This window comes from Aminobacter sp. MSH1 (genome assembly GCF_003071665.1).
In the GTDB taxonomy this organism is placed as follows: domain Bacteria; phylum Pseudomonadota; class Alphaproteobacteria; order Rhizobiales; family Rhizobiaceae; genus Aminobacter; species Aminobacter niigataensis.
Map to the genome: position 1 here is coordinate 1,100,239 of NZ_CP026265.1, position 22,092 is coordinate 1,122,330.

Here is a 22,092-nt window from a genome sequence, read left to right on the forward strand (position 1 = left end):
CCCCCGCTGCCCGGTGCGCACCGGGGTCCCGTGGAAGATCGCGAGGATGAGGATACGGGAGGTGGAGAGGGGGTGGAAAAACGGGGACGGTCTATCCACGCGGGCTGCTGACAGATGGTGACAGGCTGCATCGATATGTTTGGGTGCTATTGAACCGTAACGGCAGTTGCCATGCCGTGAGGCTGAGGGCCGATGCTAGCGGTGTAGAAGAACGATTTGCCGAAGCGTGGAGAAGTTATCCATGCCATTGCCCCGGCCGAGCCTGAGTTGGGTCCGGCCCTTGCCACGATGCGCGACCGCCGGCTGCCTGCGCCACAACCCCGCCATCATCGCGGGCGACGAAGAGCATGTGGCCTTCAAGGCGGAGCGGGTGGGGCAACGTTGTCGAGCAGCACTTCGTCGCCCGGCTGGAGCCTGCGGATTTCGATGGAAGGCATCGTCCTCTTCACCTTTTCTTCGTAAAGTCGTCACAAAACTTTGACGTTTACGTAAATCCCGTTGTTTCTAACCGATTGAAAAAGTTGAGGTCAAAATAATCGGTTGAATTTTTTTGGCCACGGAGCTATTGCGAGCCGCTATTTCTGGCTGCATTCTCGCGGCCACCTGGCCCAAACCTACTCCACCCCGCCGCCACGGCGTCGTTAAAGGCAAAGGGAAATTCCTTCATGGCACGCAACAAGATAGCCCTCATCGGCTCCGGCATGATTGGCGGCACGCTCGCCCATATGGTCGGCCTCAAGGACCTCGGCGACGTCGTCCTGTTCGATATTGCCGAGGGCACCCCGCAGGGCAAGGGCCTCGACATCGCCCAGTCCTCGCCGGTCGACGGCTTTGACTCGCGTTTCACCGGCGTCAACGACTATGCCGGCATCGAAGGCGCCGACGTCTGCATCGTCACCGCCGGCGTGCCGCGCAAGCCGGGCATGAGCCGCGACGACCTTTTGGGCATCAACCTCAAGGTCATGGAACAGGTCGGCGCCGGCATCAAGAAGTATGCGCCGAAGGCTTTCGTCATCTGCATCACCAACCCGCTCGACGCCATGGTGTGGGCGCTGCAGAAGTTCTCGGGCCTGCCCAAGAGCCACGTCGTCGGCATGGCCGGCGTGCTCGACTCGGCGCGTTTCCGCTACTTCCTGTCGGAAGAGTTCAAGGTTTCGGTCGAGGACGTCTCGGCCATGACGCTGGGCGGCCACGGCGACGACATGGTGCCGATGGTGCGCTACTCGACGGTTGCCGGCATCCCGCTGCCGGACCTGATCAAGATGGGCTGGACCAGCCAGGACAAGCTCGACGCCATCGTCGAGCGTACCCGCAAGGGTGGCGGCGAGATCGTCGGCCTGCTCAAGACCGGCTCGGCCTACTATGCGCCGGCCTCCTCGGCGATCCAGATGGCCGAAGCCTATCTCAAGGACAAGAAGCGCGTGCTGCCCTGCGCGACGCACCTGTCGGGCCAGTATGGCGTCAAGGACATGTATGTCGGCGTGCCCGTGGTGATCGGCGCCGGCGGCGTCGAGCGCATCATCGAGCTCGACTTCAACAAGGCCGAGCAGAAGATGTTCGAGAAGTCCGTCGAGGCGGTGAAGGGCCTGTGCGAAGCCTGCGTCGCGATCGCGCCGAACCTCGCCAAGAAGTAAGGATCACGCGCATGAACATCCACGAATATCAGGGCAAGCAATTGCTCAAGGGTTTCGGTGCTCCCGTCGCTGACGGCGTGCCGGTGTTCAAGATCGAGGAAGCGGAAGCGGCGGCCAAGGCGCTGCCGGGTCCGCTCTATGTCGTGAAGAGCCAGATCCACGCCGGCGGCCGCGGCAAGGGCAAGTTCAAGGAATTGACCGCCGAGGCCAAGGGCGGCGTGCGCCTGGCGAAGTCGGTCGACGAGGTCGTGGCGTTCGCCAGGGAAATGCTCGGCAACACGCTGGTGACCAAGCAGACCGGCCCGGCAGGCAAGCAGGTCAACCGCCTCTACATCGAAGACGGCGCCGACATCGACCGCGAGCTGTATCTGTCGATCCTCGTTGACCGCTCCGTCGGTCGCGTCGCCTTCGTGGTTTCGACCGAAGGCGGCATGGACATCGAGGCCGTCGCCCACGACACGCCGGAAAAGATCATCACCGTCGCGATCGACCCGGAAAAGGGCGTGACGGCTGACGACCTCAAGGCGCTGAACGGCGCGCTGAAGCTTTCGGGCGACGCGGCCAAGGACGGCGAGAGCCTGTTCCCGATCCTCTACAAGGCGTTCGTCGACAAGGACATGAGCCTGCTCGAGGTCAACCCGCTGATCGTCATGAAGAACGGCCGCCTGCGCGTGCTCGACGCCAAGGTGTCGTTCGACAACAACGCGCTGTTCCGCCATGCCGACGTGCTCGAGCTGCGCGACACCACCGAAGAGGACGCCAAGGAAATCGAGGCGTCGAAATACGACCTCGCCTATGTCGCGCTCGACGGCAACATCGGCTGCATGGTCAACGGCGCGGGCCTGGCCATGGCGACGATGGACATCATCAAGCTCTACGGCGCCGAGCCCGCCAATTTCCTCGACGTCGGCGGCGGCGCTTCCAAGGAGAAGGTGACGGCGGCGTTCAAGATCATCACCGCCGATCCGGCCGTGAAGGGCATCCTGATCAACATCTTCGGCGGCATCATGAAGTGCGACATCATCGCCGAAGGCGTGATCGCAGCCGTCAAGGAAGTGGGTCTCAAGGTTCCGCTGGTGGTTCGCCTCGAAGGCACCAATGCCGAGCTTGGCAAGAAGATCATCAACGAGAGCGGGCTGAACGTCGTTTCCGCCGATGACCTCGACGACGCGGCGAAGAAGATCGTCGCTGCGGTGAAGGGAAACTGAGCCAATGTCCATTCTCATCGACAAGAACACCAAGATCCTGGTGCAGGGCCTGACCGGCAACACCGGTTCGTTCCACACCGAGCAGGCACTGGCCTATCACGGCACCAAGATGGTCGGCGGCATCCACCCCAAGAAGGGCGGCGAGAAGTGGGACGGCTCGGTGCCGCTGCCGATCTTCTCGACGGTTGCCGAAGGCAAGGAAAAGACCGGCGCCAACGCGTCGGTGGTCTACGTGCCGCCGGCAGGAGCGGCTGCTGCGATCATCGAGGCGATCGACGCCGAGATTCCGCTGATCGTGTGCATCACCGAAGGCATCCCGGTGATGGACATGATCAAGGTCAAGGCGCGGCTCGACCGCTCGGCCTCGCGCCTGATCGGCCCGAACTGCCCGGGCATCGTCACGCCCGACCAGTGCAAGATCGGCATCATGCCGGGCAACATCTTCCGCAAGGGTTCGGTCGGCGTTGTGTCGCGCTCGGGAACGCTTACCTATGAGGCGGTGTTCCAGACCACCAATGCCGGTCTCGGCCAGTCGACGGCTGTCGGCATCGGCGGCGATCCGGTCAAGGGCACGGAATTCATCGACATGCTCGAGATGTTCCTGGCCGACGAAGAGACCAAGTCGATCATCATGATCGGCGAAATCGGCGGCTCGGCCGAAGAGGACGCAGCGCAGTTCCTCATCGACGAGGCCAAGCGCGGCCGCAGCAAGCCGATGGCCGGCTTCATCGCCGGACGCACCGCACCTGAAGGCCGGACAATGGGCCATGCCGGTGCTGTGATTTCCGGCGGCAAGGGCGGCGCGGAAGACAAGATCGCGGCGATGGAGGCAGCGGGCATCCGCGTGTCGCCGTCGCCGGCACGTCTCGGCACGACGCTGGTCGAGGCGATCAAGGGCTAAGTCAATAGCCAATAGAAAGTAGCGAATAGAGAGTAGAGAAGAGCGATGAGCGACCAAGCAAAAGCAAAGTCCTACTCGCTACTCGCTACTCACTACTCGCGCTGAAACAGGAGAGGAGCCAGAGGCTCCGAGCGATAAGATGGCACGATCCGATCAGGCCAACGACCAATTTTCCCTCACTTCGTTCCTCTATGGCGGCAACGCCGACTACATCGAGGCCTTGCACGCCGCCTTCCTTGACGATCCGGAGGCGGTCGATCCCGAGTGGCGCGACTTCTTCTCGGCGCTGAAGGACGACGCCGGCGACATCCGCAAGAACGCCAAGGGCGCTTCGTGGTCGACGCCGAGCTGGCCGCTGCAGGCCAATGGCGAACTGGTGTCGGCACTCGACGGCAATTGGGGCCTGGTCGAAAAGCATCTGGAAAAGAAGGTCAAGGACAAGGCCGCCGCCGTCGGTGTCGTGCCGTCCAAGGCCGATGTGCTGCAGGCGACGCGCGATTCCGTGCGCGCCATCATGATGATCCGCGCCTATCGCATGCGCGGCCATCTGCACGCCAATCTCGACCCGCTCGGCATCGCCAAGCCGCTGGAAGACTATAACGAGCTGTCGCCCGAGGCCTATGGCTTTACCGAGGCCGACTACGACCGGCCGATCTTCATCGACCACGTGCTCGGGCTCGAATACGCGACCATCCGCGACATGCTTGAAATCCTCAAGCGCACCTATTGCTCGACGCTCGGCGTCGAGTTCATGCACATCTCCGATCCCGAGGAGAAGGCGTGGATCCAGGCCCGCATCGAGGGGCCGGACAAGGCGATCGCCTTCACCGCCGAGGGCAAGAAGGCGATCCTGCAGAAGCTGATCGAGGCCGAGGGCTTCGAGCAGTTCATCGACGTCAAGTACAAGGGCACCAAGCGTTTCGGACTCGACGGCGGCGAATCGCTGATCCCGGCACTCGAGCAGATCCTGAAGCGCGGTGGCGCGCTCGGACTGAAGGAGGTCGTGTTCGGCATGGCCCACCGTGGCCGCCTCAACGTCTTGACCAATGTGATGGCCAAGCCGCACCGCGCCGTGTTCCACGAGTTCAAGGGCGGCTCCTACGCGCCCGACGACGTCGAAGGCTCGGGCGACGTGAAGTACCATCTTGGCGCTTCGTCGGACCGCGAGTTCGACGGCAACAAGGTCCACCTGTCCTTGACCGCCAACCCCTCGCATCTCGAGATCGTCGATCCGGTCGTGATGGGCAAGGCGCGCGCCAAGCAGGACCAGCTGTTTGGCCGTGCGCGCGGCGAGATCGTGCCGCAGGAAGAGCGCGCCAAGGTGATGCCGCTTTTGCTGCACGGCGATGCGGCATTTGCCGGCCAGGGCGTGATCGCGGAAATCCTCGGCCTGTCGGGCCTGCGCGGCCATCGCGTCGCCGGCACGCTGCACTTCATCATCAACAACCAGATCGGCTTCACGACGAACCCGCGCTTCTCGCGCTCGTCGCCCTATCCGTCCGATGTGGCCAAGATGATCGAGGCGCCGATCTTCCACGTCAACGGCGACGATCCGGAAGCGGTGGTGTTCGCGGCCAAGGTGGCGACCGAATTCCGCATGAAGTTCCACAAGCCGGTGGTCGTGGACATGTTCTGCTACCGCCGCTTCGGCCACAACGAAGGCGACGAGCCTGCGTTCACGCAGCCGATCATGTACCGCAACATCCGCACCCATAAGACGACGGTGCAGACCTATGCCGACAAGCTGATCGGCGAGGGACTGATGAACCAGTCCGAGGTGGACAAGATGCGTGCCGACTGGCGCGGCCATCTCGAAGCCGAGTTCGAAGCCGGACAGGCCTACAAGCCGAACAAGGCCGACTGGCTGGATGGCGCGTGGACGGGCCTGCGCACGGCCGACAACCAGGACGAACAGCGCCGCGGCAAGACCGCGGTGCCGGTCAAGACGCTGAAGGAAATCGGCAAGAAGCTGACCGAGGTGCCGAAGGACTTCGAAGTCCACCGCACCATCGGCCGCTTCCTCGAAAACCGCCGCCAGGCGATCGAATCGGGTGAAGGCATCGACTGGGCAACGGCGGAATCGCTGGCGTTTGGCTCGATCCTGCTCGACGGCAATCCGGTCCGCCTGTCGGGCCAGGATTCCGAGCGCGGCACGTTCTCGCAGCGCCACACCGTGCTTTACGACCAGCGCGACGAAAACCGCTACATCCCGCTCAACAACCTGTCGGCAGCACAGGCCGGTTACGAGGTCATCAACTCGATGCTCTCGGAAGAAGCCGTGCTCGGCTTCGAATACGGCTACTCGCTGGCCGAGCCCAAGGCGCTTACGCTTTGGGAAGCGCAGTTCGGCGACTTCGCCAACGGCGCGCAGGTGGTGTTCGACCAGTTCATCTCCAGTGGCGAACGCAAGTGGCTGCGCATGTCGGGCCTCGTGTGCCTTCTGCCGCATGGCTATGAAGGCCAGGGTCCGGAGCATTCGTCGGCGCGCCTCGAACGCTTCCTGCAGCTCTGCGCCGAAGACAACATGCAGGTGGCCAACGTCACGACGCCGGCTAACTACTTCCATATCCTGCGCCGGCAGCTGAAGCGCGACTTCCGCAAGCCGCTGATCCTGATGACGCCGAAGTCGCTGCTGCGCCACAAGCGGGCGGTGTCTTCGCTGTCGGAGATCTCGGGCGAAAGCTCGTTCCACCGCCTGCTGTGGGACGACGCCCAGTATCTCGGCAACGAGCCGATCAAGCTGGTCAAGGATTCGAAGATCCGCCGCGTCGTGCTGTGCACCGGCAAGGTCTATTACGACCTCTACGAGGAGCGCGAGAAGCGCGGCATCGACGACATCTATCTCCTGCGCGTCGAGCAGCTCTATCCGTTCCCGGCCAAGGCGCTGATCACCGAGCTCAGCCGTTTCCGCAACGCGGAGATGGTGTGGTGCCAGGAAGAGCCCAAGAACATGGGTGCGTGGTCGTTCATCGATCCGTACCTGGAATGGGTGCTCGCCCATATCGACGCCAAGCACCAGCGCGTGCGCTACACCGGCCGTCCGGCCGCCGCCTCTCCGGCGACGGGCCTGATGTCCAAGCACCTGGCGCAGCTCCAGGCATTCCTCGACGACGCCCTCGGCGAATAACCAAAGAACGGACAGGCAAAAAATGGCTACCGAAATCCGTGTCCCCACCCTCGGCGAATCCGTTTCCGAGGCAACCATCGGCAAGTGGTTCAAGAAGGCCGGCGATGTGATTGCCGTCGACGAGCCCCTGGTCGAGCTCGAGACCGACAAGGTCACCATCGAAGTGCCGGCACCCGCCGCCGGCGTGCTGGTCGAGCTGACGGTCAAGGAAGGCGAGACCGTCGGCGTCGGCGCGCTGCTCGGCACCATCGGTGCCGGCGACGGCGCAGTTGCCGCTGCCAAGCCCGCTGCCGTGGCGCAGGCGTCGGCTCCGAATGCTGCCTCGACCGTCAAGGAAGCCGTCGCACAGACCGCATCGGTCGCCGGTGCACCGGCCATCGAGGAACGCAAGATGCCGCCGGCACCGGCTGCCGCCAAGCTGCTGGCCGAGACCAATCTTTCGGTCGACCAGGTCGCCGGTTCGGGCAAGCGCGGCCAGGTGCTGAAGGGCGACGTGCTCGAAGCCATCGCCAAGGGCGTTTCCGTGCCCGCAGCAGCTCCGGTTGCTGCGCCCGTAGTTGCACGTGTTCCCTCAAGCGTGGCCGATGCACCGCGCGAAGAGCGCGTGCGCATGACCAAGCTGCGCCAGACGATCGCGCGCCGCCTCAAGGAAGCGCAGTCGACGGCTGCCATGCTGACCACCTTCAACGAGGTCGACATGAGCGCCGTGATGGCGCTGCGCACCAAGTACAAGGACATCTTCGAAAAGAAGCACGGCGTGAAGCTCGGCTTCATGGGCTTCTTCACCAAGGCGGTGACACATGCGCTGAAGGAAATCCCGGCCGTCAACGCCGAGATCGACGGCACCGACATCATCTACAAGAACTTCGCCCATGTCGGCGTCGCCGTCGGCACCGAAAAGGGCCTGGTGGTTCCTGTCGTGCGCGATGCCGACCAGATGTCGATCGCCGAGATCGAGAAGGAAATCGGCCGCCTCGGCCTCGCCGCGCGCGACGGCAAGCTGTCGGTCGCCGACATGCAGGGCGGCACCTTCACCATCTCCAATGGCGGCGTCTACGGTTCGCTGATGTCGACGCCGATCCTGAACGCGCCGCAGTCGGGCATCCTCGGCATGCACAAGATCCAGGAGCGTCCGGTCGTGGTCGGCGGCCAGATCGTCATCCGCCCGATGATGTATCTCGCGCTCTCCTACGATCACCGCATCGTCGACGGCAAGGAAGCCGTGACCTTCCTGGTCCGCGTCAAGGACAGCTTGGAAGATCCGGAACGCCTGGTTCTGGACCTTTAAGGCATCCAGCCCTACTGTTCCCGCGTCGGCGTGGGCAGTAGGGCCGATGTAATCTCAGCCAAGCTGCGGCGAACCTGAGCTTGGCTGAGATATGAGGGGGCGGAATTGAGGAAGTTGTCGCAACTTTTAGGCGCAACCTTGGCGGCGTTGCTTTTGGCATTCACGGTCAACGGCGCAGAGGCAAAAACAACCCAACTCAAATGGAACAAATCGACATCGAAAGGCCGCACATTCGTCGTCGCCGAACACTGGGACGTCAATCGGGATTGCAGTGTTCGTGCATTTCCAGCCGCAAAGGTGGTGTCACCCCCGAAGCATGGAAAAACCAGTCGGACGCGGAAAGATCAAGCTATCAAGTAAATATGCGAAAGACCCATATTATAAATGCAGCTCGCTGATCGTGTCCGGCACAACAATTCAGTATACACCGGATCCCGGCTTTACTGGCAAGGATGTGCTGAAGATCAGTGTAAATTACAGCACGGGTGATATTCATGAGATCGACGTTATCGTAACTGTTCGCTGATCTTAAAACTCGTTCTGACGTCTGCATGTCCGCCTTAGTCGCGGTTTTCTTTCAGTGGGTATTGAGATGCCGGCAAGGAGCGGGAATGATAGACTATTTCCTGGCCGCTGTCTGGATAGTTGGCAACTGCCTCGCAGATCATGCTTTGGCTTGAGAGCGATGGCTTTCGAACTGGAGATATCCCCGATGGAAGTTTGCTCGGGCTTTAGAGAGGGGTGATGGAAGACGCAGCCGCATCGACGGAAATCTGGATTCTCGGCTGGAGTGTCGTGCTGCTGATAACGCACATTCTGGTGCAGGCGCTTTCGCTCGACCTGTCGGGCGATTTCAGCATCAAGTACCTGCTCAGTTCGCGCGACGACGGCCGCGCGCCGAAAAGCGTCGTTGCAGGGCGGCTGATCCGGTCGCTCAACAACATGCTGGAGACCTATCCCGCCTTCATCGCGCTTGCGCTTGCGCTGGCGGTGACTGGCAAGACGGGCGAGCTGGGTGCCATCGGCGCGGTGATGTGGATCGTCGCCCGCGTCGTCTATGCCTTCCTGTACGTCGCCGGGGTTCCGGTGCTGCGTACGCTCGTCTGGTTCGTTTCGATCGCCGGGCTGGTCCTGATGGTCGTTCGCCTGATGACGTAACATCGCTGCCTGAAGAAACCGAAAGAGACGGTCGCATGGCTTTCGAACCCGACATTCCCCCGATCCAGGTGCATCTGTGCGTCAAGGGCGGCAAGGAAGCGATTGCCTTCTATGAAAAGGCGTTCGACGCGGTCGAGACCTTCGAGCAGATGGCCGATGACGGGGTTCGCGTGCTGCATGCGAACCTCGCCATGTTCGGCAGCGAAGTGATGCTGCACGACGAATTCCCCGAGTTTGGCGCCGATGTGCTGTCGCCGTTGTCGCGGGGCGGCGCCGGCATGACCGTCAACATCAACCTGAAATTGCCGGGCGAAGTAGACCAGGCCATCGAGCGCGCGGTCGCCGCCGGAGCCGAGATCACCATGGAACCGGACGACGTGTTCTGGGGCGCCCGCTACGGCCGCATCCGCGATCCGTTCGGCCATGTCTGGGCGTTCAACGCGCCTTTGGGCAACGCGGCGCTGGGCGCGCCAGCCGGGAGCGGCAACGCATGATGCAATATGCGTTCGAATTTGCCGGCCTGCTGGCGGTGTTTTCGGTGCTGATGGTGGTGCCAGGCGCCGATTTCGTCATGGTCGTGCGCCAGAGCGTGGTGCATGGCCGCCGTGCCGCAATCATCACCAGTTTCGGCATCGGCACGTCGCTGCTGTTCCACGTCAGCTACACCATCCTGGGCATCGGGCTGATCGTGTCGAAGTCGCTGTTGCTGTTTTCGATGCTGAAATGGGCCGGTGCGGCCTATCTCGTCTATCTCGGCATCAGGGCACTGCGCGCCGACCCGATGGAACTGACTTCAGTAGATGCGCAGGAGGCAGCCGACCAGACCAAGGAAGTTACAGCGACACGCTGCTTTCTGATGGGGTTCGTCACCAACGCGCTGAACCCGAAGGCGGTCCTGCTTTTCGTGCCGCTGTTCACGGCGATGGTCAGCCATGAGACGCCGGCTGCGGTGAAGGGCGTCTATGGGCTGCTGATGGCAGTCGTGCTGATCGCGTGGTTCGTCGGCGTGTCGATGTTCTTCACCATGGCCTCGGTGCGCGCGCGCTTCGTTGCCTGGGGCCGCTGGTTCAATAAGGCGACCGGCATGATCTTCATCGGGCTTGGCGTGAAGCTGGCCACGCAGCAGGCAAGCTGATGCGGCTCCAGGCGCTCATCTCGGCTGTGGCGATGCTGTCGGCGACGACGGCCAATGCTGCATGCCCGATCGAGCTCGCCGTCTATGGCGACCGCGACAAGGCGGCCGAGATCGACTTCCGGCCGACGCTGGAGTCGGCCACCGTCACCAACAGCTTCAAGATGGTGATGGACAATTCCGTCGTGCTCGACGGCGTGGTGATGTGGTCGGACGAGGTGGGGCGGCCGAACGGCATGCTGATGCACCAGTGCCCGGAAGGCGACGTGACCGGCGAGGAGCTGGATGCCTGCACGGTGTGGCAAGGCGTGATCTACAGCGTCGATGAACAGGGCAATGTCGGGCTTCTGCCACGCGAACGCATTGGGGCCGCAGCGCCGAAGAAGCTGATCTTCGCCGACCTCGGCCATTCGCTGCGCATGTCGGCGGCCTATGGTCCGGACGGCTTTTCCAAAGTGCCGTGGGACGTCTTCGAGATACAGGGGTGCCAGGAATGAGCGCTCAAGGGAAAGTCCTGCTGGTGACCGGCGGCAGCCGCGGCATCGGTGCCGCCATCTGCCGGCTCGCCGCCAAGGCCGGTTATGTCGTGGCGATCAACTATGCGTCGAACGAAGCCGCCGCCAACGCACTGGTGGCCGAGATCAAGGCCGGCGGCGGCGAGGCCATCGCCATCAAGGGTGACGTCGGCAACGAAGCCGACGTGCTTGGCATGTTTGCTGCCGTCGATGCCGCCTATGGCCGGCTCGACGCCTTCGTCAACAATGCCGGCGTCGTCGACATCAAGGCGCGCGTCGACCAGATGGACGCGGCCCGCCTCGAGCGCATGATGCGCATCAACGTCATCGGCTCGATCCTGTGCGCCGGCGAGGCGGTCAAGCGCATGTCGAGCCTGCATGGCGGCGCAGGCGGGGCGATCGTCAACATCTCGTCGGCGGCCGCCACGCTGGGTTCGCCCGGCGAATATGTCGACTATGCCGCCGCCAAGGGTGCCATCGACACCTTCACCATCGGACTTGCCAAGGAAGTGGCGACCGAAGGCGTCCGGGTCAACGCCGTACGCCCCGGCATCATCGACACCGAAATCCACGCGTCGGGCGGACAACCCGACCGGATCGCCGCCATTCGCGGGATGGTGCCGATGAAGCGCGAAGGCCAGGCAGAAGAAGTCGCCCATGCCGTCATCTGGCTTTTGTCGGATGAGGCATCATATACGACGGGCTCAATTTTGAACGTGAGTGGCGGCCGCTGAGCGCGCGCCCAGGAGAAGGACAGGACCATGGCATATGACGTCGTCGTTATCGGATCGGGCCCAGGCGGCTATGTGTGCGCTATCAAGGCAGCACAGCTCGGATTGAAGGTCGCCGTGGTCGAGAAGAACGCGACCTTCGGCGGCACCTGCCTGAACATCGGCTGCATCCCTTCCAAGGCAATTCTGCATGCCTCGGAAATGCTGGCCGAGGCGCAGCATTCGTTCGATGCGCTCGGCGTCGAGGTCGGCACGCCGAAGATGAACCTGAAGAAGATGATGGCGCACAAGGATGCGACGGTTGCGGCCAACGTGACCGGCGTGTCGTTCCTGTTCAAGAAGAACAAGATCGACAGCTTCCAGGGCACCGGCAAGGTGCTGGGCGCCGGCAAGGTCGGCGTGACCGGTTCTGACGGCAAGAGCCAGGAGATCGAGACCAAGAACATCGTCATCGCCACCGGCTCCGACGTCGCCGGCATTCCCGGCGTCGACGTCGCCTTCGACGAGAAGGTGATCGTGTCGTCGACCGGCGCGCTGTCGCTGGAGAAGGTGCCGGGTCATCTGGTAGTCGTTGGCGGCGGCGTCATCGGCCTCGAGCTCGGCTCGGTCTGGGCGCGCCTCGGCGCCAAGGTGACCGTGGTCGAATATCTCGACACCATCCTGGGCGGCATGGACGGCGACGTTGCCAAGCAGTTCCAGCGCATGCTGGCCAAGCAGGGCTTCGAGTTCAAGCTCGGCTCCAAAGTGACCGGTGCCGCCAAGGCCAAGAAGGGTGCGACCGTGACCTTCGAGCCGGTCAAGGGCGGCGCTGCCGAGACCATCGAGGCCGACGTGGTGCTGGTCGCCACCGGCCGCAAGCCCTACACCGATGGCCTTGGCCTCAAGGAAGCCGGCGTCGAGATGGACGAGCGCGGCCGGGTCAAGACCGACGGCCATCTGCGCACCAACGTCGCGGGCATCTATGCTATCGGCGACGTGGTTGCCGGTCCGATGCTGGCGCACAAGGCCGAGGACGAAGGCGTGGCGGTTGCCGAGATCATCGCCGGCCAGGCCGGCCACGTGAACTACGACGTGATCCCCGGCGTGGTCTACACCAGCCCCGAGGTTGCTTCGGTCGGCAAGACCGAGGAAGAGCTCAAGAAGGCCGGCATCGCCTACAAGGCCGGCAAGTTCCCGTTCACGGCGAACGGCCGGGCGCGCGCCATGCTGCACACGGATGGCTTCGTCAAGGTTCTGGCCGACAAGGACAGCGACAAGGTGCTGGGCGTGCACATCGTCGGCTTCGGTGCCGGCGAGATGATCCACGAGGCGGCGGTGCTGATGGAGTTCGGCGGTTCGTCGGAAGATCTCGGCCGTACCTGCCACGCGCATCCGACGATGTCGGAAGCGGTGAAGGAGGCAGCGCTCGCCACGTTCTTCAAGCCAATCCACATGTAAGACCGGCGATTACGCCTGAAACAGAACGGCCCGCTCGATGAGCGGGCCGTTTGCATTAGGAGACCAACCTTAGTTGGCGGGGGCTGCCGGAGCAGGCGCCGGGGCTGGCTCGGCCGGAGCTGGAGCAGGTTCCGCCGGCGCCGGCGCAGGTTCAGCTGGCGCAGGCGCAGGTTCTGCCGGTGCGGGCGCAGGGGCAGGCTCTGCTGGCGCGGGCGCGGGTGCCGGTTCTGCCGGAGCGGGTGCTGGTGTTGTCGCAGCCGGGGGCTCGGCCGGTGCCGGCGCTTCTCCGGTCGGGCCGAAGATGTAATAGGCCACCGCAGCGAGCAGCACGACGATGATGGCTATCAGCCACGTGCTGCCCATGCTCGACTGGCCGGTTGGGCGTCCTGGATCTGGATTGTTCACCATTGAGATCTCCCTCAGCTGCGCTCCGCAATCATTGCGTGAACATCGCAATCAACGCGCGAAACCCATTTCGGTTTCACCGGAGACGAAAAAAGACTGCAAATACAGGAGGCCGACCCCGGTGCAGAGGCCGGGAGGCGCTGCGGCGTCGTTTCGCCACGCCGCCTTCGCTCACAAAACGCGCTAGCTTCGAGAAAGATGCAGCGACCTGAGGCCAGCGACATGCCCGTGGTGCAATGCCTTTCCAACGGAGACGAACTGCTGCCCGGCACGAGCTTTGCCGACCGCTACGCCATGGTGGTCAGCGGGCAGTCGCTGGATGCCATGACAGCGGCCGAGCGGGCCATCGTCAATGTTCCGGCCTGGATTGGCCGGCTGATGATGCTGCGCAACCTGCTGGTGCGGCCTTTCGGGCTGAAAACCGGGCACGCCGACCTCCCCGGGCAGCAAAAGCGGGTCGGCATGTTTCCCGTGATCAGCGAGGCCCCGGCCCGGGTGGTTCTCGGCCTCGACGACCGCCATCTCGATTTCCGGCTGGTGGTCGAAGTGAAGGAACTGGGCGAGGGGCGGCAGGAGGTGGGCGCGACGACGCTGGTCAGGCCGCACAACCGGTTCGGCCGAATCTATCTCGCCGTCGTCATGCCGTTCCACCGCATCATCGTTCCGGCGATGCTGGCCAGGGCGGCCGACGCGCGGGGTTAGCGGTCGGCAGCGGTGACTGTGTAGCCCGCCTTGCGGAACAGCTCGACCAGACCATCGGGGCCGGGCAGGTGGAGCGCGCCGACGGCCATGAATACGTCGCCCTGGGCGACGAGCGGTCCTGCGCGATCGACCATGGTCTTGTTGCGCGTCGTCACCATCGCTTCCTCGAAGGCGGCGTAGCCGGAATCGTCAGATTCGCCCGACGGCAGGGCGTTGCGGAACAGCGGCCAGAACATGCCGGTGTCGCCGCGCTGGTAGAGCACGACCATGGTCTCGATGACGTCGTCCATGCGGTTGCCGAGCTTGAGGGTCTCGACCAGGCCCTTGATGTGGAACTCGATCGGCAGCGAGGCCATGGCCGAAAGCTGGTCGGCGGCGGTCTCCAGGCCCTTGACCTGCTTGCCGGCGGCCTTGGCCTGCTGGGCGATGAGGATGTCGAGCACCGGCGCGCCGGCGGCCTTGCGGGTGAGCTCGCAGGCCGGGAGGGCGACCATCGACGACAGCATCCACGGCTTCATCTTGGAGACGCTGCCGGGCGGGATGCCGCGCGCTTCGAGCGCCGCGTTGACGGTTGCGAGCTCGTCCGGCGACATCAACGACGGCAGCGTGGTGCTGTCGGTGAACATCATCAGCTCGGGCTGCTTCATCAGGCTGGCGACCATGGCGTTCTGGTCGAGCACATCGGTGGTTTCGATGACCATCGTGTGCGAGCCGTCGAAGGCCTTCTGCGCTGCGGGCTGAAGCTTGGTGACGCGCGGATCGGTGACATGCATGGTTCCGTAGAGCCAGGACGGCTTCTGGCCCGGCTTTTCCAGCTTCCACAACAGGCCCTGGCCGTTGAGCGTGGCCTTGGCCTCGGCCTCGATCTTGGCCAGAAGCGTCGGATTGTCCTTGGCAAGCTCGGCCAGCATGTCGGAGCCGGTGCAGACGGGCGCTTCGGCGCGTGCCTTGCCGGCGAACAGGAACGCGACGGCAAAGAACAGGACGAAGAACAGTACGTTGAGCGCTGCAAGAAGCTTCAGCGATAGCAACGATGCGCGGTCGGCAAAGGCGGCGAGACGTGTCATGGGCATTTGTGTATCCGCCAAAAGCGGCAAAACGGTTAATGCCGCAGTGACAATTGTCAGCCTCGCGGGGTCAGGCGCGGGGGTGTGCCGCGTCGTAAATCTCGAGCAGGCGGGCTGTGTCGACGCCCGTATAGATCTGCGTGGTCGACAGACTGGCGTGGCCGAGCAACTCCTGGATGGTGCGCAGGTCGCCGCCACGGCCGAGCAGATGGGTGGCGAAGGAGTGGCGCAGCGCGTGCGGGGTTGCCGTGTCGGGCAGGTTCAAGGCCGAGCGCATCTTGCGCATCTCGCGCTGGATGATCGCCGGGTCGAGCTGGCCGCCGCGGGCGCCGCGGAAAAGCGCGCCTTCGGCAGCGAGATGATATGGGCAAAGCTTGCGGTATTCTGCGACCGCCTGCAGTGCGACCGGCAGAACGGGGACGAGGCGCGTCTTGCCGCCCTTGCCCGTGATGCGCAGCACGGTGTCGGAGGGCGAGGCGAGCTCCGTGCCGGACAGGTTGAGCGCTTCGGAAATACGCAGGCCCGAGCCGTAGAGCAGGGTCAGCACGGCAGCATTGCGAGCTGCGATCCAGGGCTCCTCGGCAAGCTGCTCGCCTGCCGATACGACACGCTTGGCGTCGATCGCGGTGAGCGGCTTGGGCAGCGATTTCGGCTGTTTCGGCGCGCGCAGCGCCGCGGAGCCGGCGGCGTTGACCAGGCCCTGGCGTTCGAGGAAACGCAGCAGCGAGCGCACCCCGGCAAGGCCGCGTCCAAGCGTGCGGGCACCGGCACCGTCAGCCCGTCGCGAGGCGAGATAGCCGCGCAGGTCGGCCGGACGGAGGTCTCGGATGTCTGAAATGCCGGGTGGGCCGCCATTGTGGCCGGTCAGGAACTGCAGGAACTGGCGCGTGTCGCGTTCGTAGGCATCGACGGTCGATGTCGACAGGCGGCGTTCGCCGGCCAGCGACTTCAGCCAGCCTTCTCGGGCCGCCTGGAGGTCGGGTTTTGCGGCGATGAGGAATTCCTGCATTGGCAGCGCGGGTCCGATTGAATAAGTCAGTGTTGAACGAGCGAAGTTAGCAAGCAGTGAAGCAGGCGATGGCCAGACCCCAAAATCCAATCCAGATGGCCGTGATCGGCGCCGCCCACGGCATCAAGGGCGAGCTGCGCGTGAAGACCTTTACCGGCGATCCGCTGGCGCTGGCCGACTACGGCCCGCTTTACGCCAAGGACGGCCGAGCCTTCGAGATCGCCGCGATCCGGCCGGCCAACGAGGTGGTGGTGGTGCGCTTCAAGGGCGTCAACGACCGCAACGCCGCCGAGGCGCTGACCAACACCGAGCTGTTCGTCGACCGTTCGGCGCTGCCCGAGGATGGCGAGGAGGGCGAATTCTATCACACCGATCTTGTCGGGCTTGCGGTTCGCGACGAAAACGGCGAGCCGGTCGGCAAGGTGTTTGCCGTGCAGAATTTCGGCGGCGGCGATATCCTGGAAATCCAGTATCAGGGCCGCAAGGGCGTGCTGATTCCCTTCACGCAGGCGGCGGTGCCCGTGGTCGACATCGCTGGCGGCTTCGTCGCCATCGATACGGTTGCTGCCGGGCTGGTCGAGGACGAAGACGACGCGAACGCACCTTCCGACGGCGAGTTCGAGCATAAAGGTCGGCCACGCGGACCCAGGGATGCCGGGGGAAATCGCTAGTCACGCCAGGGTGGCTCGCTTGTCTTGATATGTGGCGTAAATGTGTATAGATACACATCATGCGCAGCCGTGAGGTAATCAGACTGCTTGTTGCCGACGGTTGGGTGGAAGTTGCGCGCAAGGGCAGCCACGTCCAGTTCAAGCATCCGTCGAAAAAGGGCCGGGTCACGGTGCCGGACCCCAAGAGCGACATTCCACAAGGCACCCTGCGCAGCATCGAAAAGCAATCCGGGATCAGGCTGAAATAGCATGGCCAATTACATCGCCCTCATCCACAAGGACGCCGATAGCGACTATGGCGTGTCCTTCCCCGATTTTCCCGGCTGCGTTTCGGCGGGTCCCACTCTCGACGAGGCGCGTGCCGGCGCCGAAGAGGCATTGGCACTGCATATGGAGGGAATGCTGGAGGATGGAGAGCCTATCCCTGAACCGACTTTGCTCGAAGATGTGATGGCGGTTGCCGACAATCGAGATGGCGTCGCCGTGTTGGTCAAGGCGCCGGCGCTGGACCAGCGCTCCATCAGGGTCAATGTCACTTTCCCGGAGGACGTGCTGAAGCAGATCGACCAGTTTGCCCAGCAGTCCGGCTATACGCGCTCGGGCTTCCTTGCGGTGGCCGCGAAGCACGAGATCGAGCGGGAAGAAAAGCGAAAGGCGCGTGGCTGAATTGGACCCCATCGAAAGGCAGGAGCCGGGCTTCCGCGCAGCCGTGCTCACGCTCTATCCCGAGATGTTCCCGGGCGCGCTGGGACTGTCGCTGGCGGGGCGGGCGATGGAGCGTGGCGACTGGTCGCTTGAAACCGTGCAGATCCGCGACTTTGCGACCGACAAGCACCGCACCGTCGACGACACGCCTGCCGGCGGTGGCGCCGGCATGGTGATGCGCGCAGACATCCTGGCCAAGGCGATCGACCATGCCTCGCCCGAGGGCGATACGCGCCCGCGCATCCTGATGAGCCCGCGCGGCAAGCCGCTGACCCAGGAGCGCGTGCGCGAGTTGGCGGCCGGGCCGGGTGCCGTCATCCTGTGCGGCCGCTTCGAAGGCGTCGACCAGCGCGTCATCGAGGCGCGTGAGCTGGAAGAGATTTCGGTCGGCGACTTCATCCTCTCGGGTGGCGAGCCGGCGGCGCTGGTGCTGCTCGACGCGGTGGTCAGGCTGCTGCCCGGCGTGATGGGCAACGAGGTATCGGGCGAGGAAGAGAGTTTTGAGGGCGGGCTGCTGGAGCATCCGCACTATACCCGGCCGCAGGAGTTCGAAGGCCGCGCTATCCCAGAGGTGCTGACCTCCGGCAATCACGGCAAGATCGCGAAATGGCGACGCGCCGAGGCTGAGAAGCTGACCCAGGCGCGGCGGCCGGATTTGTGGGCGCAACACCAGCGTTAAGTGATCAGTTGCGACGGCCCTGTAGCTCAATCGACCCTTCCCCCTCAGAGGATGTGCTGGCGCCCTATTTGTGCGTGGCGGATCCCGCCGATCGCTTCGACGATTTGCTCACAGGGGGAACAGTGTCTGTCGCCGCGAGGTGATAGGGCTGGATCAGCATCTCTGCCGGTATCTTCCACTGTGCGTGGAGCCGCTGGATCATATCCACGTTGAGCATGCGCTTGCGATTGACGATTTCAGAGGCGCGCGATGCCGAGCCAAGGACCGTTGCGAGATCGCGCTGCTTGAAGCCTCGCATCTCCATATGTGAGACGATGGCGCTGACCGGATCAGGCATCTCTATCGGATAGTGCTTGTCCTCGTAGGCTTCGATGAGGGTAGACAGCACGTCGAAGCGCTCGGCGTCGGCACTGCCGGGCTCAGGTTCATGCTCGAAATACTGGGCAATTTCAGCGACGGCCCATTGAAGGTCTTCGTCGCTGCGGATGGGTCGAATGTTCTCCATCACACCTTCTCCACGTCTATCTTGTCATATTCGGCATGCGTTCCGACAAACTTGATCAGCACGCGCCTGAACGTGTAGCTGACATGCACGACCAGCCTGTATTTGTTGCCAGCAATGTCGAAGACCACTCGGTTGTCGGCGACAAAGTCCACGCTTGCGCCGAACACAGCCTTGATCTCGGCTGGGGTCGACCAGGTGGCACTGCTCGTGGCCTGATACCAAGCGGTGAGCGGACGCTGTGCCTGGGGATGTTTTTCCCAGAAGTCGCGCAGCGTCTTCTTGCTCAATATCTGCATGGCTTGATATAGCTATTTCCCAATCTGGGAACAAGTAATTTCCCGGATTGGGAAAAATCAGTTTGGCCGGCAGGTCAGCCCTTCGTAAAATAGTAAAACGCCAAAAACAGCCCGACTGCGACGACCAGTGCGCGGACGATCGCCTGCGGGACGCGGCGTGCGGTCCAGACGCCGGCATAGCCGCCGAGCGCGACGCCAGGGATCATGACGGCTGCAGCCGCCCAGGCGACGACGCCGCCGGAGGCGAAGATGATGATGGCGACCGCTGCGATGACGATGGAGAGCATGTTCTTCAGCGCATTGAGGCGGTGGTAGTCGCCGCCCTCGGTGAGGCCGAGGGTTGCCAGCATCATCACGCCCATGCCGGCACCGAAGAAACCGCCATAGATCGAGGTGAAGAACTGGACGATGCGGCCGGCGAGTGACGACGGTGCGTCTTCAGGCCGCTCGGCAAGTCTTGCCGGCCGGAGCCAGGGGCCGGCGGCGAACAGCGCGGTGGCGGCCAGCAGCAGCCAGGGGACGAGCGCGCCGAAGGAGACATTGTCGAGCGACAGCAGGAACAGCGAGCCGATCAGGGCACCGACGGCCGAGATGACAGCGAAGGCGAGCGCGCCGCGCCACATCCGGCGGATGTCCTTGATATAGGCCCAGGTCGAGGTGATGTAGCCGGGAAACTGGGCGATCGACGACGTCGCATTGGCCGAGATCGGCGGCAGCCCGGCCATGGTCAGCGCGCCGAAGGTCAGGAAGGTGCCGCCGCCGGCAATGGCGTTGACGACGCCCGAGAGGAAGCCCGCGACGAAGAGGATTCCGACTGTGATGAGGGTCACGGGTTGCCTGCTCCGGTAAGCTGCGCCTGGGGGTCTGTAGGTAGCCCGGGCCGGGGATGCAAGCCATGGCTTGCCGACGGCGGCCACTTGGTCCAAGGTCCGGCAAGCCGCGACAGCACGCAAAGCGCGTAAAAAAGACACTGCAAGGCGTGACAAATGGCTGAAATAGCGGTATGTGCCCGCCCGAACCGGACGAATAATCGACCGGACCCGTCAACAGTGACGGTGTAGTCGCCCCTGCCGGAAGGCCCGCGAGGGAACAAGGCATATCCGAGCGGTCATTGGAACTGCAAGGCGAGCGCGGGCGCTCTGGCTGTCGGAAGAACAAGAAGTGGATAGTTGAGATGGATATCATCCGTCAGCTCGAGGCCGAACAGGCCGCCAAGATCGAAGCCAAGCGCACCCTGCCGGAATTCCAGCCGGGCGACACCGTGCGCGTTCTGGTTCGCGTCACGGAAGGCACGCGTACCCGCGTGCAGGCCTATGAGGGCGTCGTGATCGCCCGCGCCGGCTCGGGCTTCCAGGAAAACTTCACCGTCCGCAAGATCTCCTATGGCGAAGGCGTGGAGCGCGTGTTCCCGGTCTACTCGCCGATGATCGAGGGCGTCGAGATCGTCCGCCGCGGCAAGGTCCGTCGCGCCAAGCTGTACTACCTGCGCGATCGTCGCGGTAAGTCGGCTCGTATCGTCGAGAACACCGGCGTGCGCGCCCGCAAGCTGAACGACGCCGAGCGCGAAGCAGCCAACGCCGAGAAGGCCCGCATCGAGGCCGAGAAGGTCGCCGCCGCCCAGGCCCTGGCCGCCGAGAAGGCCGCTCAGGAAGCAGCCGAGAAGAAGGCAGCAGCCGAGGCCGCCAAGGCTGCGGAAGCAGCGGCCGAACCTGCAGCCGAGTAATTTCCGGCACTTGTGTTTCGAAAGGGCGGCTTCGGCCGCCCTTTTGCGTTTCTGGGGGGATGGAATTCCAGTTCTTCCATGCGCGACGCATGGAGCCTGCTTGCATGCGGCCCGCGGCGAGCTAAAGTCTCGCGCAAACGACCGGCGTCGCCGGTCTCGCGCATTTTCGGGGAACTGATCATGAATAGTCTCAAGCTCGCGCTTGCCGGCGCTCTCGCCCTCGTGCTTTCGCCCTTCGTTGCCCAAGCCCAGAGCCTGCCCGACCTCGGCGGCAAGACGGTGGTGGTGGTGACCGAGAACGCCTATCCGCCGCTGCAGTTCATCGATCCCAAGACCGGCAAGCAGATCGGCTGGGAATATGACGCGATGGACGAGATCGCCAAGCGCCTGAACTTCAAGGTCGAGTACCAGAACACTTCCTGGGACGCGATGATCCAGGCAGTGTCCGACGGCCAGTACCAGCTCGGCATGACCGGCATCACCATCAAGGACGACCGCAAGGAGAAGGTCGATTTCTCCGATCCCTACATGCGTTCGCAGCAGTTCATGCTGGTGCGCGCCGACGAGGCCCGCTTCACCGACGCCAAGAGCTTCGGCGCCCTCAAGGACGGCCTGATCGCGGCGCAGCCGGGCACCTCGCCGTTCTACACCGCCGTCTACGAAATCCTCGACGGCAACGAACAGAACCCGCGCATCAAGCTGTTCGAGACCTTCGGCGCCACCGTGCAGGCGCTCAAGGCAGGCGACGTCGACCTGGTGCTGACCGACAGCGTCGCGGCCCAGGGCTATGTCGATGCCTCGGAAGGCAAGCTCAAGGTGGTGGGCGGGCCGCTGGGCAGCGAGGATTTCGGCTTCATCTTCAAGAAGGGTTCGGACCTGGTTCAACCGGTCAATGCGGCGATTGCCGCGCTCAAGGCCGACGGCACCTTCGATGCGCTGAACAAGAAGTGGTTCCTCGACTACAAGATGGGCCAGTAGTCTGGGGCATTCTTCGGTGTCAGTGCTCCACGTTGCCCCCCTCTGGGCTGCCGGCCATCTTCCCCACAAGGGGGGAGATCTGCAGCGTCACCAGCCACGCCAATATGGCAACATCGCAAGTTGGCGAAAGCCAAGCGGCCAGCCTGATCTCACCCCTTGTGGGGAAGATGGCCGGCAGGCCAGAGGGGGGCGACGTAAGGCGCCGCCGTCAACAGCCCCAG

Annotated in this window: 24 protein-coding genes and 1 pseudogene; 19 read left to right on the top strand and 6 right to left on the bottom strand. The window is 63.7% G+C overall.

Translation table 11 applies throughout. The annotated features are described in order from the left end of the window. Positions 1-665 precede the first annotated feature (665 nt). From mdh to lpdA, 12 genes and pseudogenes are all read left to right on the top strand, one after another. Positions 666-1,634: a malate dehydrogenase gene (mdh, locus tag CO731_RS05400; protein ID WP_108606280.1), complete on the top strand. Its 969-nt coding sequence runs from the start codon at positions 666-668 to the stop codon at positions 1,632-1,634. A gap of 11 nt (positions 1,635-1,645) precedes the next feature. Beyond that, entirely contained in the window at positions 1,646-2,842 is a 1,197-nt protein-coding gene (sucC, locus tag CO731_RS05405) for an ADP-forming succinate--CoA ligase subunit beta (RefSeq protein WP_108606281.1), read from the top strand. A 4-nt stretch (positions 2,843-2,846) separates the two neighbouring features. Beyond that, on the top strand, positions 2,847-3,743 hold the full coding sequence (gene sucD, locus CO731_RS05410) for a succinate--CoA ligase subunit alpha (RefSeq protein ID WP_108606282.1): 897 nt from the start codon (positions 2,847-2,849) through the stop codon (positions 3,741-3,743). Between the two features lie 139 nt (positions 3,744-3,882). After that, positions 3,883-6,870 (top strand): 2-oxoglutarate dehydrogenase E1 component, encoded by a 2,988-nt coding sequence (locus tag CO731_RS05415; RefSeq protein WP_108606283.1) that lies wholly within the window; start codon positions 3,883-3,885, stop codon positions 6,868-6,870. Between the two features lie 22 nt (positions 6,871-6,892). Next, complete coding sequence (odhB, locus tag CO731_RS05420) at positions 6,893-8,158, top strand: 2-oxoglutarate dehydrogenase complex dihydrolipoyllysine-residue succinyltransferase (RefSeq protein WP_108606284.1); 1,266 nt, start codon at positions 6,893-6,895, stop codon at positions 8,156-8,158. A 316-nt stretch (positions 8,159-8,474) separates the two neighbouring features. Continuing rightward, complete coding sequence (locus tag CO731_RS28600; RefSeq protein ID WP_159091566.1) at positions 8,475-8,684, top strand: hypothetical protein; 210 nt, start codon at positions 8,475-8,477, stop codon at positions 8,682-8,684. A gap of 218 nt (positions 8,685-8,902) precedes the next feature. After that, positions 8,903-9,316 (top strand): MAPEG family protein, encoded by a 414-nt coding sequence (locus tag CO731_RS05425; protein ID WP_108606285.1) that lies wholly within the window; start codon positions 8,903-8,905, stop codon positions 9,314-9,316. Positions 9,317-9,351: 35 nt separating this feature from the next. Then, complete coding sequence (locus CO731_RS05430) at positions 9,352-9,810, top strand: VOC family protein (protein ID WP_108606286.1); 459 nt, start codon at positions 9,352-9,354, stop codon at positions 9,808-9,810. Continuing rightward, positions 9,810-10,451: a LysE family transporter gene (locus CO731_RS05435; RefSeq protein ID WP_183263501.1), complete on the top strand. Its 642-nt coding sequence runs from the start codon at positions 9,810-9,812 to the stop codon at positions 10,449-10,451. Before CO731_RS05430 ends, CO731_RS05435 begins: the two co-directional genes overlap by 1 nt. Continuing rightward, positions 10,451-10,945, top strand: coding sequence for a hypothetical protein (locus CO731_RS05440; RefSeq protein ID WP_108606288.1), 495 nt, complete (start codon positions 10,451-10,453; stop codon positions 10,943-10,945). The genes CO731_RS05435 and CO731_RS05440 overlap by 1 nt, the downstream gene beginning before the upstream one ends. Then, positions 10,942-11,697: an SDR family oxidoreductase gene (locus CO731_RS05445; protein ID WP_108606289.1), complete on the top strand. Its 756-nt coding sequence runs from the start codon at positions 10,942-10,944 to the stop codon at positions 11,695-11,697. The genes CO731_RS05440 and CO731_RS05445 overlap by 4 nt, the downstream gene beginning before the upstream one ends. 24 nt (positions 11,698-11,721) lie before the next feature. Next, a pseudogene (gene lpdA, locus CO731_RS05450) lies at positions 11,722-13,131 on the top strand (dihydrolipoyl dehydrogenase); the annotation flags it as partial. Between the two features lie 69 nt (positions 13,132-13,200). Here lpdA and CO731_RS28980 read toward each other — a convergent pair. After that, positions 13,201-13,539: a hypothetical protein gene (locus tag CO731_RS28980; protein WP_199914563.1), complete on the bottom strand. Its 339-nt coding sequence runs from the start codon at positions 13,537-13,539 to the stop codon at positions 13,201-13,203. A gap of 219 nt (positions 13,540-13,758) precedes the next feature. On the opposite strand from CO731_RS28980, the gene CO731_RS05460 reads away from it, so the two are divergent. After that, positions 13,759-14,238, top strand: a complete 480-nt coding sequence (locus CO731_RS05460; protein ID WP_108609644.1) for a DUF2867 domain-containing protein — start codon at positions 13,759-13,761, stop codon at positions 14,236-14,238. On the opposite strand, the gene CO731_RS05465 is transcribed toward CO731_RS05460, so the two are convergent. Further along, positions 14,235-15,305, bottom strand: coding sequence for a TraB/GumN family protein (locus CO731_RS05465; RefSeq protein WP_108606291.1), 1,071 nt, complete (start codon positions 15,303-15,305; stop codon positions 14,235-14,237). The genes CO731_RS05460 and CO731_RS05465 overlap by 4 nt on opposite strands. 70 nt (positions 15,306-15,375) lie before the next feature. Next, entirely contained in the window at positions 15,376-16,314 is a 939-nt protein-coding gene (locus CO731_RS05470) for a tyrosine recombinase XerC (protein WP_108606292.1), read from the bottom strand. 68 nt (positions 16,315-16,382) lie between these two features. Between CO731_RS05470 and rimM the strand changes: the two genes are divergently transcribed. From rimM to trmD, 4 genes are read left to right on the top strand one after another with little or no spacing between them, the layout of a single operon-like run. Further along, positions 16,383-16,985 carry a ribosome maturation factor RimM gene (gene rimM / locus CO731_RS05475; protein ID WP_108609645.1) on the top strand — a complete coding sequence of 201 codons (603 nt, stop codon included), beginning with the start codon at positions 16,383-16,385 and terminating at the stop codon, positions 16,983-16,985. A 59-nt stretch (positions 16,986-17,044) separates the two neighbouring features. Further along, complete coding sequence (locus CO731_RS05480) at positions 17,045-17,233, top strand: type II toxin-antitoxin system HicA family toxin (protein ID WP_108606293.1); 189 nt, start codon at positions 17,045-17,047, stop codon at positions 17,231-17,233. 1 nt (position 17,234) lies between these two features. After that, positions 17,235-17,651 carry a type II toxin-antitoxin system HicB family antitoxin gene (locus tag CO731_RS05485; protein ID WP_108606294.1) on the top strand — a complete coding sequence of 139 codons (417 nt, stop codon included), beginning with the start codon at positions 17,235-17,237 and terminating at the stop codon, positions 17,649-17,651. Continuing rightward, positions 17,644-18,369 carry a tRNA (guanosine(37)-N1)-methyltransferase TrmD gene (trmD, locus tag CO731_RS05490; RefSeq protein ID WP_256371663.1) on the top strand — a complete coding sequence of 242 codons (726 nt, stop codon included), beginning with the start codon at positions 17,644-17,646 and terminating at the stop codon, positions 18,367-18,369. Before CO731_RS05485 ends, trmD begins: the two co-directional genes overlap by 8 nt. Before the next feature lie 64 nt (positions 18,370-18,433). Here the strand turns inward: trmD and CO731_RS05495 are convergent, their stop codons facing one another. From CO731_RS05495 to CO731_RS05505, 3 genes are all read right to left on the bottom strand, one after another. Next, entirely contained in the window at positions 18,434-18,874 is a 441-nt protein-coding gene (locus CO731_RS05495; RefSeq protein ID WP_245439637.1) for an XRE family transcriptional regulator, read from the bottom strand. Continuing rightward, on the bottom strand, positions 18,874-19,170 hold the full coding sequence (locus CO731_RS05500) for a type II toxin-antitoxin system HigB family toxin (RefSeq protein WP_108606295.1): 297 nt from the start codon (positions 19,168-19,170) through the stop codon (positions 18,874-18,876). Before CO731_RS05500 ends, CO731_RS05495 begins: the two co-directional genes overlap by 1 nt. A gap of 74 nt (positions 19,171-19,244) precedes the next feature. Then, positions 19,245-20,000 (bottom strand): sulfite exporter TauE/SafE family protein, encoded by a 756-nt coding sequence (locus CO731_RS05505; RefSeq protein ID WP_108606296.1) that lies wholly within the window; start codon positions 19,998-20,000, stop codon positions 19,245-19,247. 344 nt (positions 20,001-20,344) lie between these two features. On the opposite strand from CO731_RS05505, the gene rplS reads away from it, so the two are divergent. Together rplS and CO731_RS05515 are read left to right on the top strand one after the other, a co-directional pair. Next, complete coding sequence (gene rplS, locus CO731_RS05510) at positions 20,345-20,893, top strand: 50S ribosomal protein L19 (protein WP_108606297.1); 549 nt, start codon at positions 20,345-20,347, stop codon at positions 20,891-20,893. Between the two features lie 180 nt (positions 20,894-21,073). Then, positions 21,074-21,871: a basic amino acid ABC transporter substrate-binding protein gene (locus CO731_RS05515; RefSeq protein ID WP_108609647.1), complete on the top strand. Its 798-nt coding sequence runs from the start codon at positions 21,074-21,076 to the stop codon at positions 21,869-21,871. The last annotated feature ends 221 nt before the right edge of the window (positions 21,872-22,092 follow it).

Coding starts and splice junctions, on each gene's coding strand:
- mdh (WP_108606280.1), top strand. CDS start 666: ATGGCACGCAACAAGATAGCCCTCATCGGCTCCGGCATGATTGGCGGC.
- sucC (WP_108606281.1), top strand. CDS start 1,646: ATGAACATCCACGAATATCAGGGCAAGCAATTGCTCAAGGGTTTCGGT.
- sucD (WP_108606282.1), top strand. CDS start 2,847: ATGTCCATTCTCATCGACAAGAACACCAAGATCCTGGTGCAGGGCCTG.
- CO731_RS05415 (WP_108606283.1), top strand. CDS start 3,883: ATGGCACGATCCGATCAGGCCAACGACCAATTTTCCCTCACTTCGTTC.
- odhB (WP_108606284.1), top strand. CDS start 6,893: ATGGCTACCGAAATCCGTGTCCCCACCCTCGGCGAATCCGTTTCCGAG.
- CO731_RS28600 (WP_159091566.1), top strand. CDS start 8,475: ATGGAAAAACCAGTCGGACGCGGAAAGATCAAGCTATCAAGTAAATAT.
- CO731_RS05425 (WP_108606285.1), top strand. CDS start 8,903: ATGGAAGACGCAGCCGCATCGACGGAAATCTGGATTCTCGGCTGGAGT.
- CO731_RS05430 (WP_108606286.1), top strand. CDS start 9,352: ATGGCTTTCGAACCCGACATTCCCCCGATCCAGGTGCATCTGTGCGTC.
- CO731_RS05435 (WP_183263501.1), top strand. CDS start 9,810: ATGCAATATGCGTTCGAATTTGCCGGCCTGCTGGCGGTGTTTTCGGTG.
- CO731_RS05440 (WP_108606288.1), top strand. CDS start 10,451: ATGCGGCTCCAGGCGCTCATCTCGGCTGTGGCGATGCTGTCGGCGACG.
- CO731_RS05445 (WP_108606289.1), top strand. CDS start 10,942: ATGAGCGCTCAAGGGAAAGTCCTGCTGGTGACCGGCGGCAGCCGCGGC.
- CO731_RS28980 (WP_199914563.1), bottom strand. CDS start 13,539: ATGGTGAACAATCCAGATCCAGGACGCCCAACCGGCCAGTCGAGCATG.
- CO731_RS05460 (WP_108609644.1), top strand. CDS start 13,759: ATGCCCGTGGTGCAATGCCTTTCCAACGGAGACGAACTGCTGCCCGGC.
- CO731_RS05465 (WP_108606291.1), bottom strand. CDS start 15,305: ATGACACGTCTCGCCGCCTTTGCCGACCGCGCATCGTTGCTATCGCTG.
- CO731_RS05470 (WP_108606292.1), bottom strand. CDS start 16,314: ATGCAGGAATTCCTCATCGCCGCAAAACCCGACCTCCAGGCGGCCCGA.
- rimM (WP_108609645.1), top strand. CDS start 16,383: ATGGCCAGACCCCAAAATCCAATCCAGATGGCCGTGATCGGCGCCGCC.
- CO731_RS05480 (WP_108606293.1), top strand. CDS start 17,045: ATGCGCAGCCGTGAGGTAATCAGACTGCTTGTTGCCGACGGTTGGGTG.
- CO731_RS05485 (WP_108606294.1), top strand. CDS start 17,235: ATGGCCAATTACATCGCCCTCATCCACAAGGACGCCGATAGCGACTAT.
- CO731_RS05495 (WP_245439637.1), bottom strand. CDS start 18,874: ATGGAGAACATTCGACCCATCCGCAGCGACGAAGACCTTCAATGGGCC.
- CO731_RS05500 (WP_108606295.1), bottom strand. CDS start 19,170: ATGCAGATATTGAGCAAGAAGACGCTGCGCGACTTCTGGGAAAAACAT.
- rplS (WP_108606297.1), top strand. CDS start 20,345: ATGGATATCATCCGTCAGCTCGAGGCCGAACAGGCCGCCAAGATCGAA.
- CO731_RS05515 (WP_108609647.1), top strand. CDS start 21,074: ATGAATAGTCTCAAGCTCGCGCTTGCCGGCGCTCTCGCCCTCGTGCTT.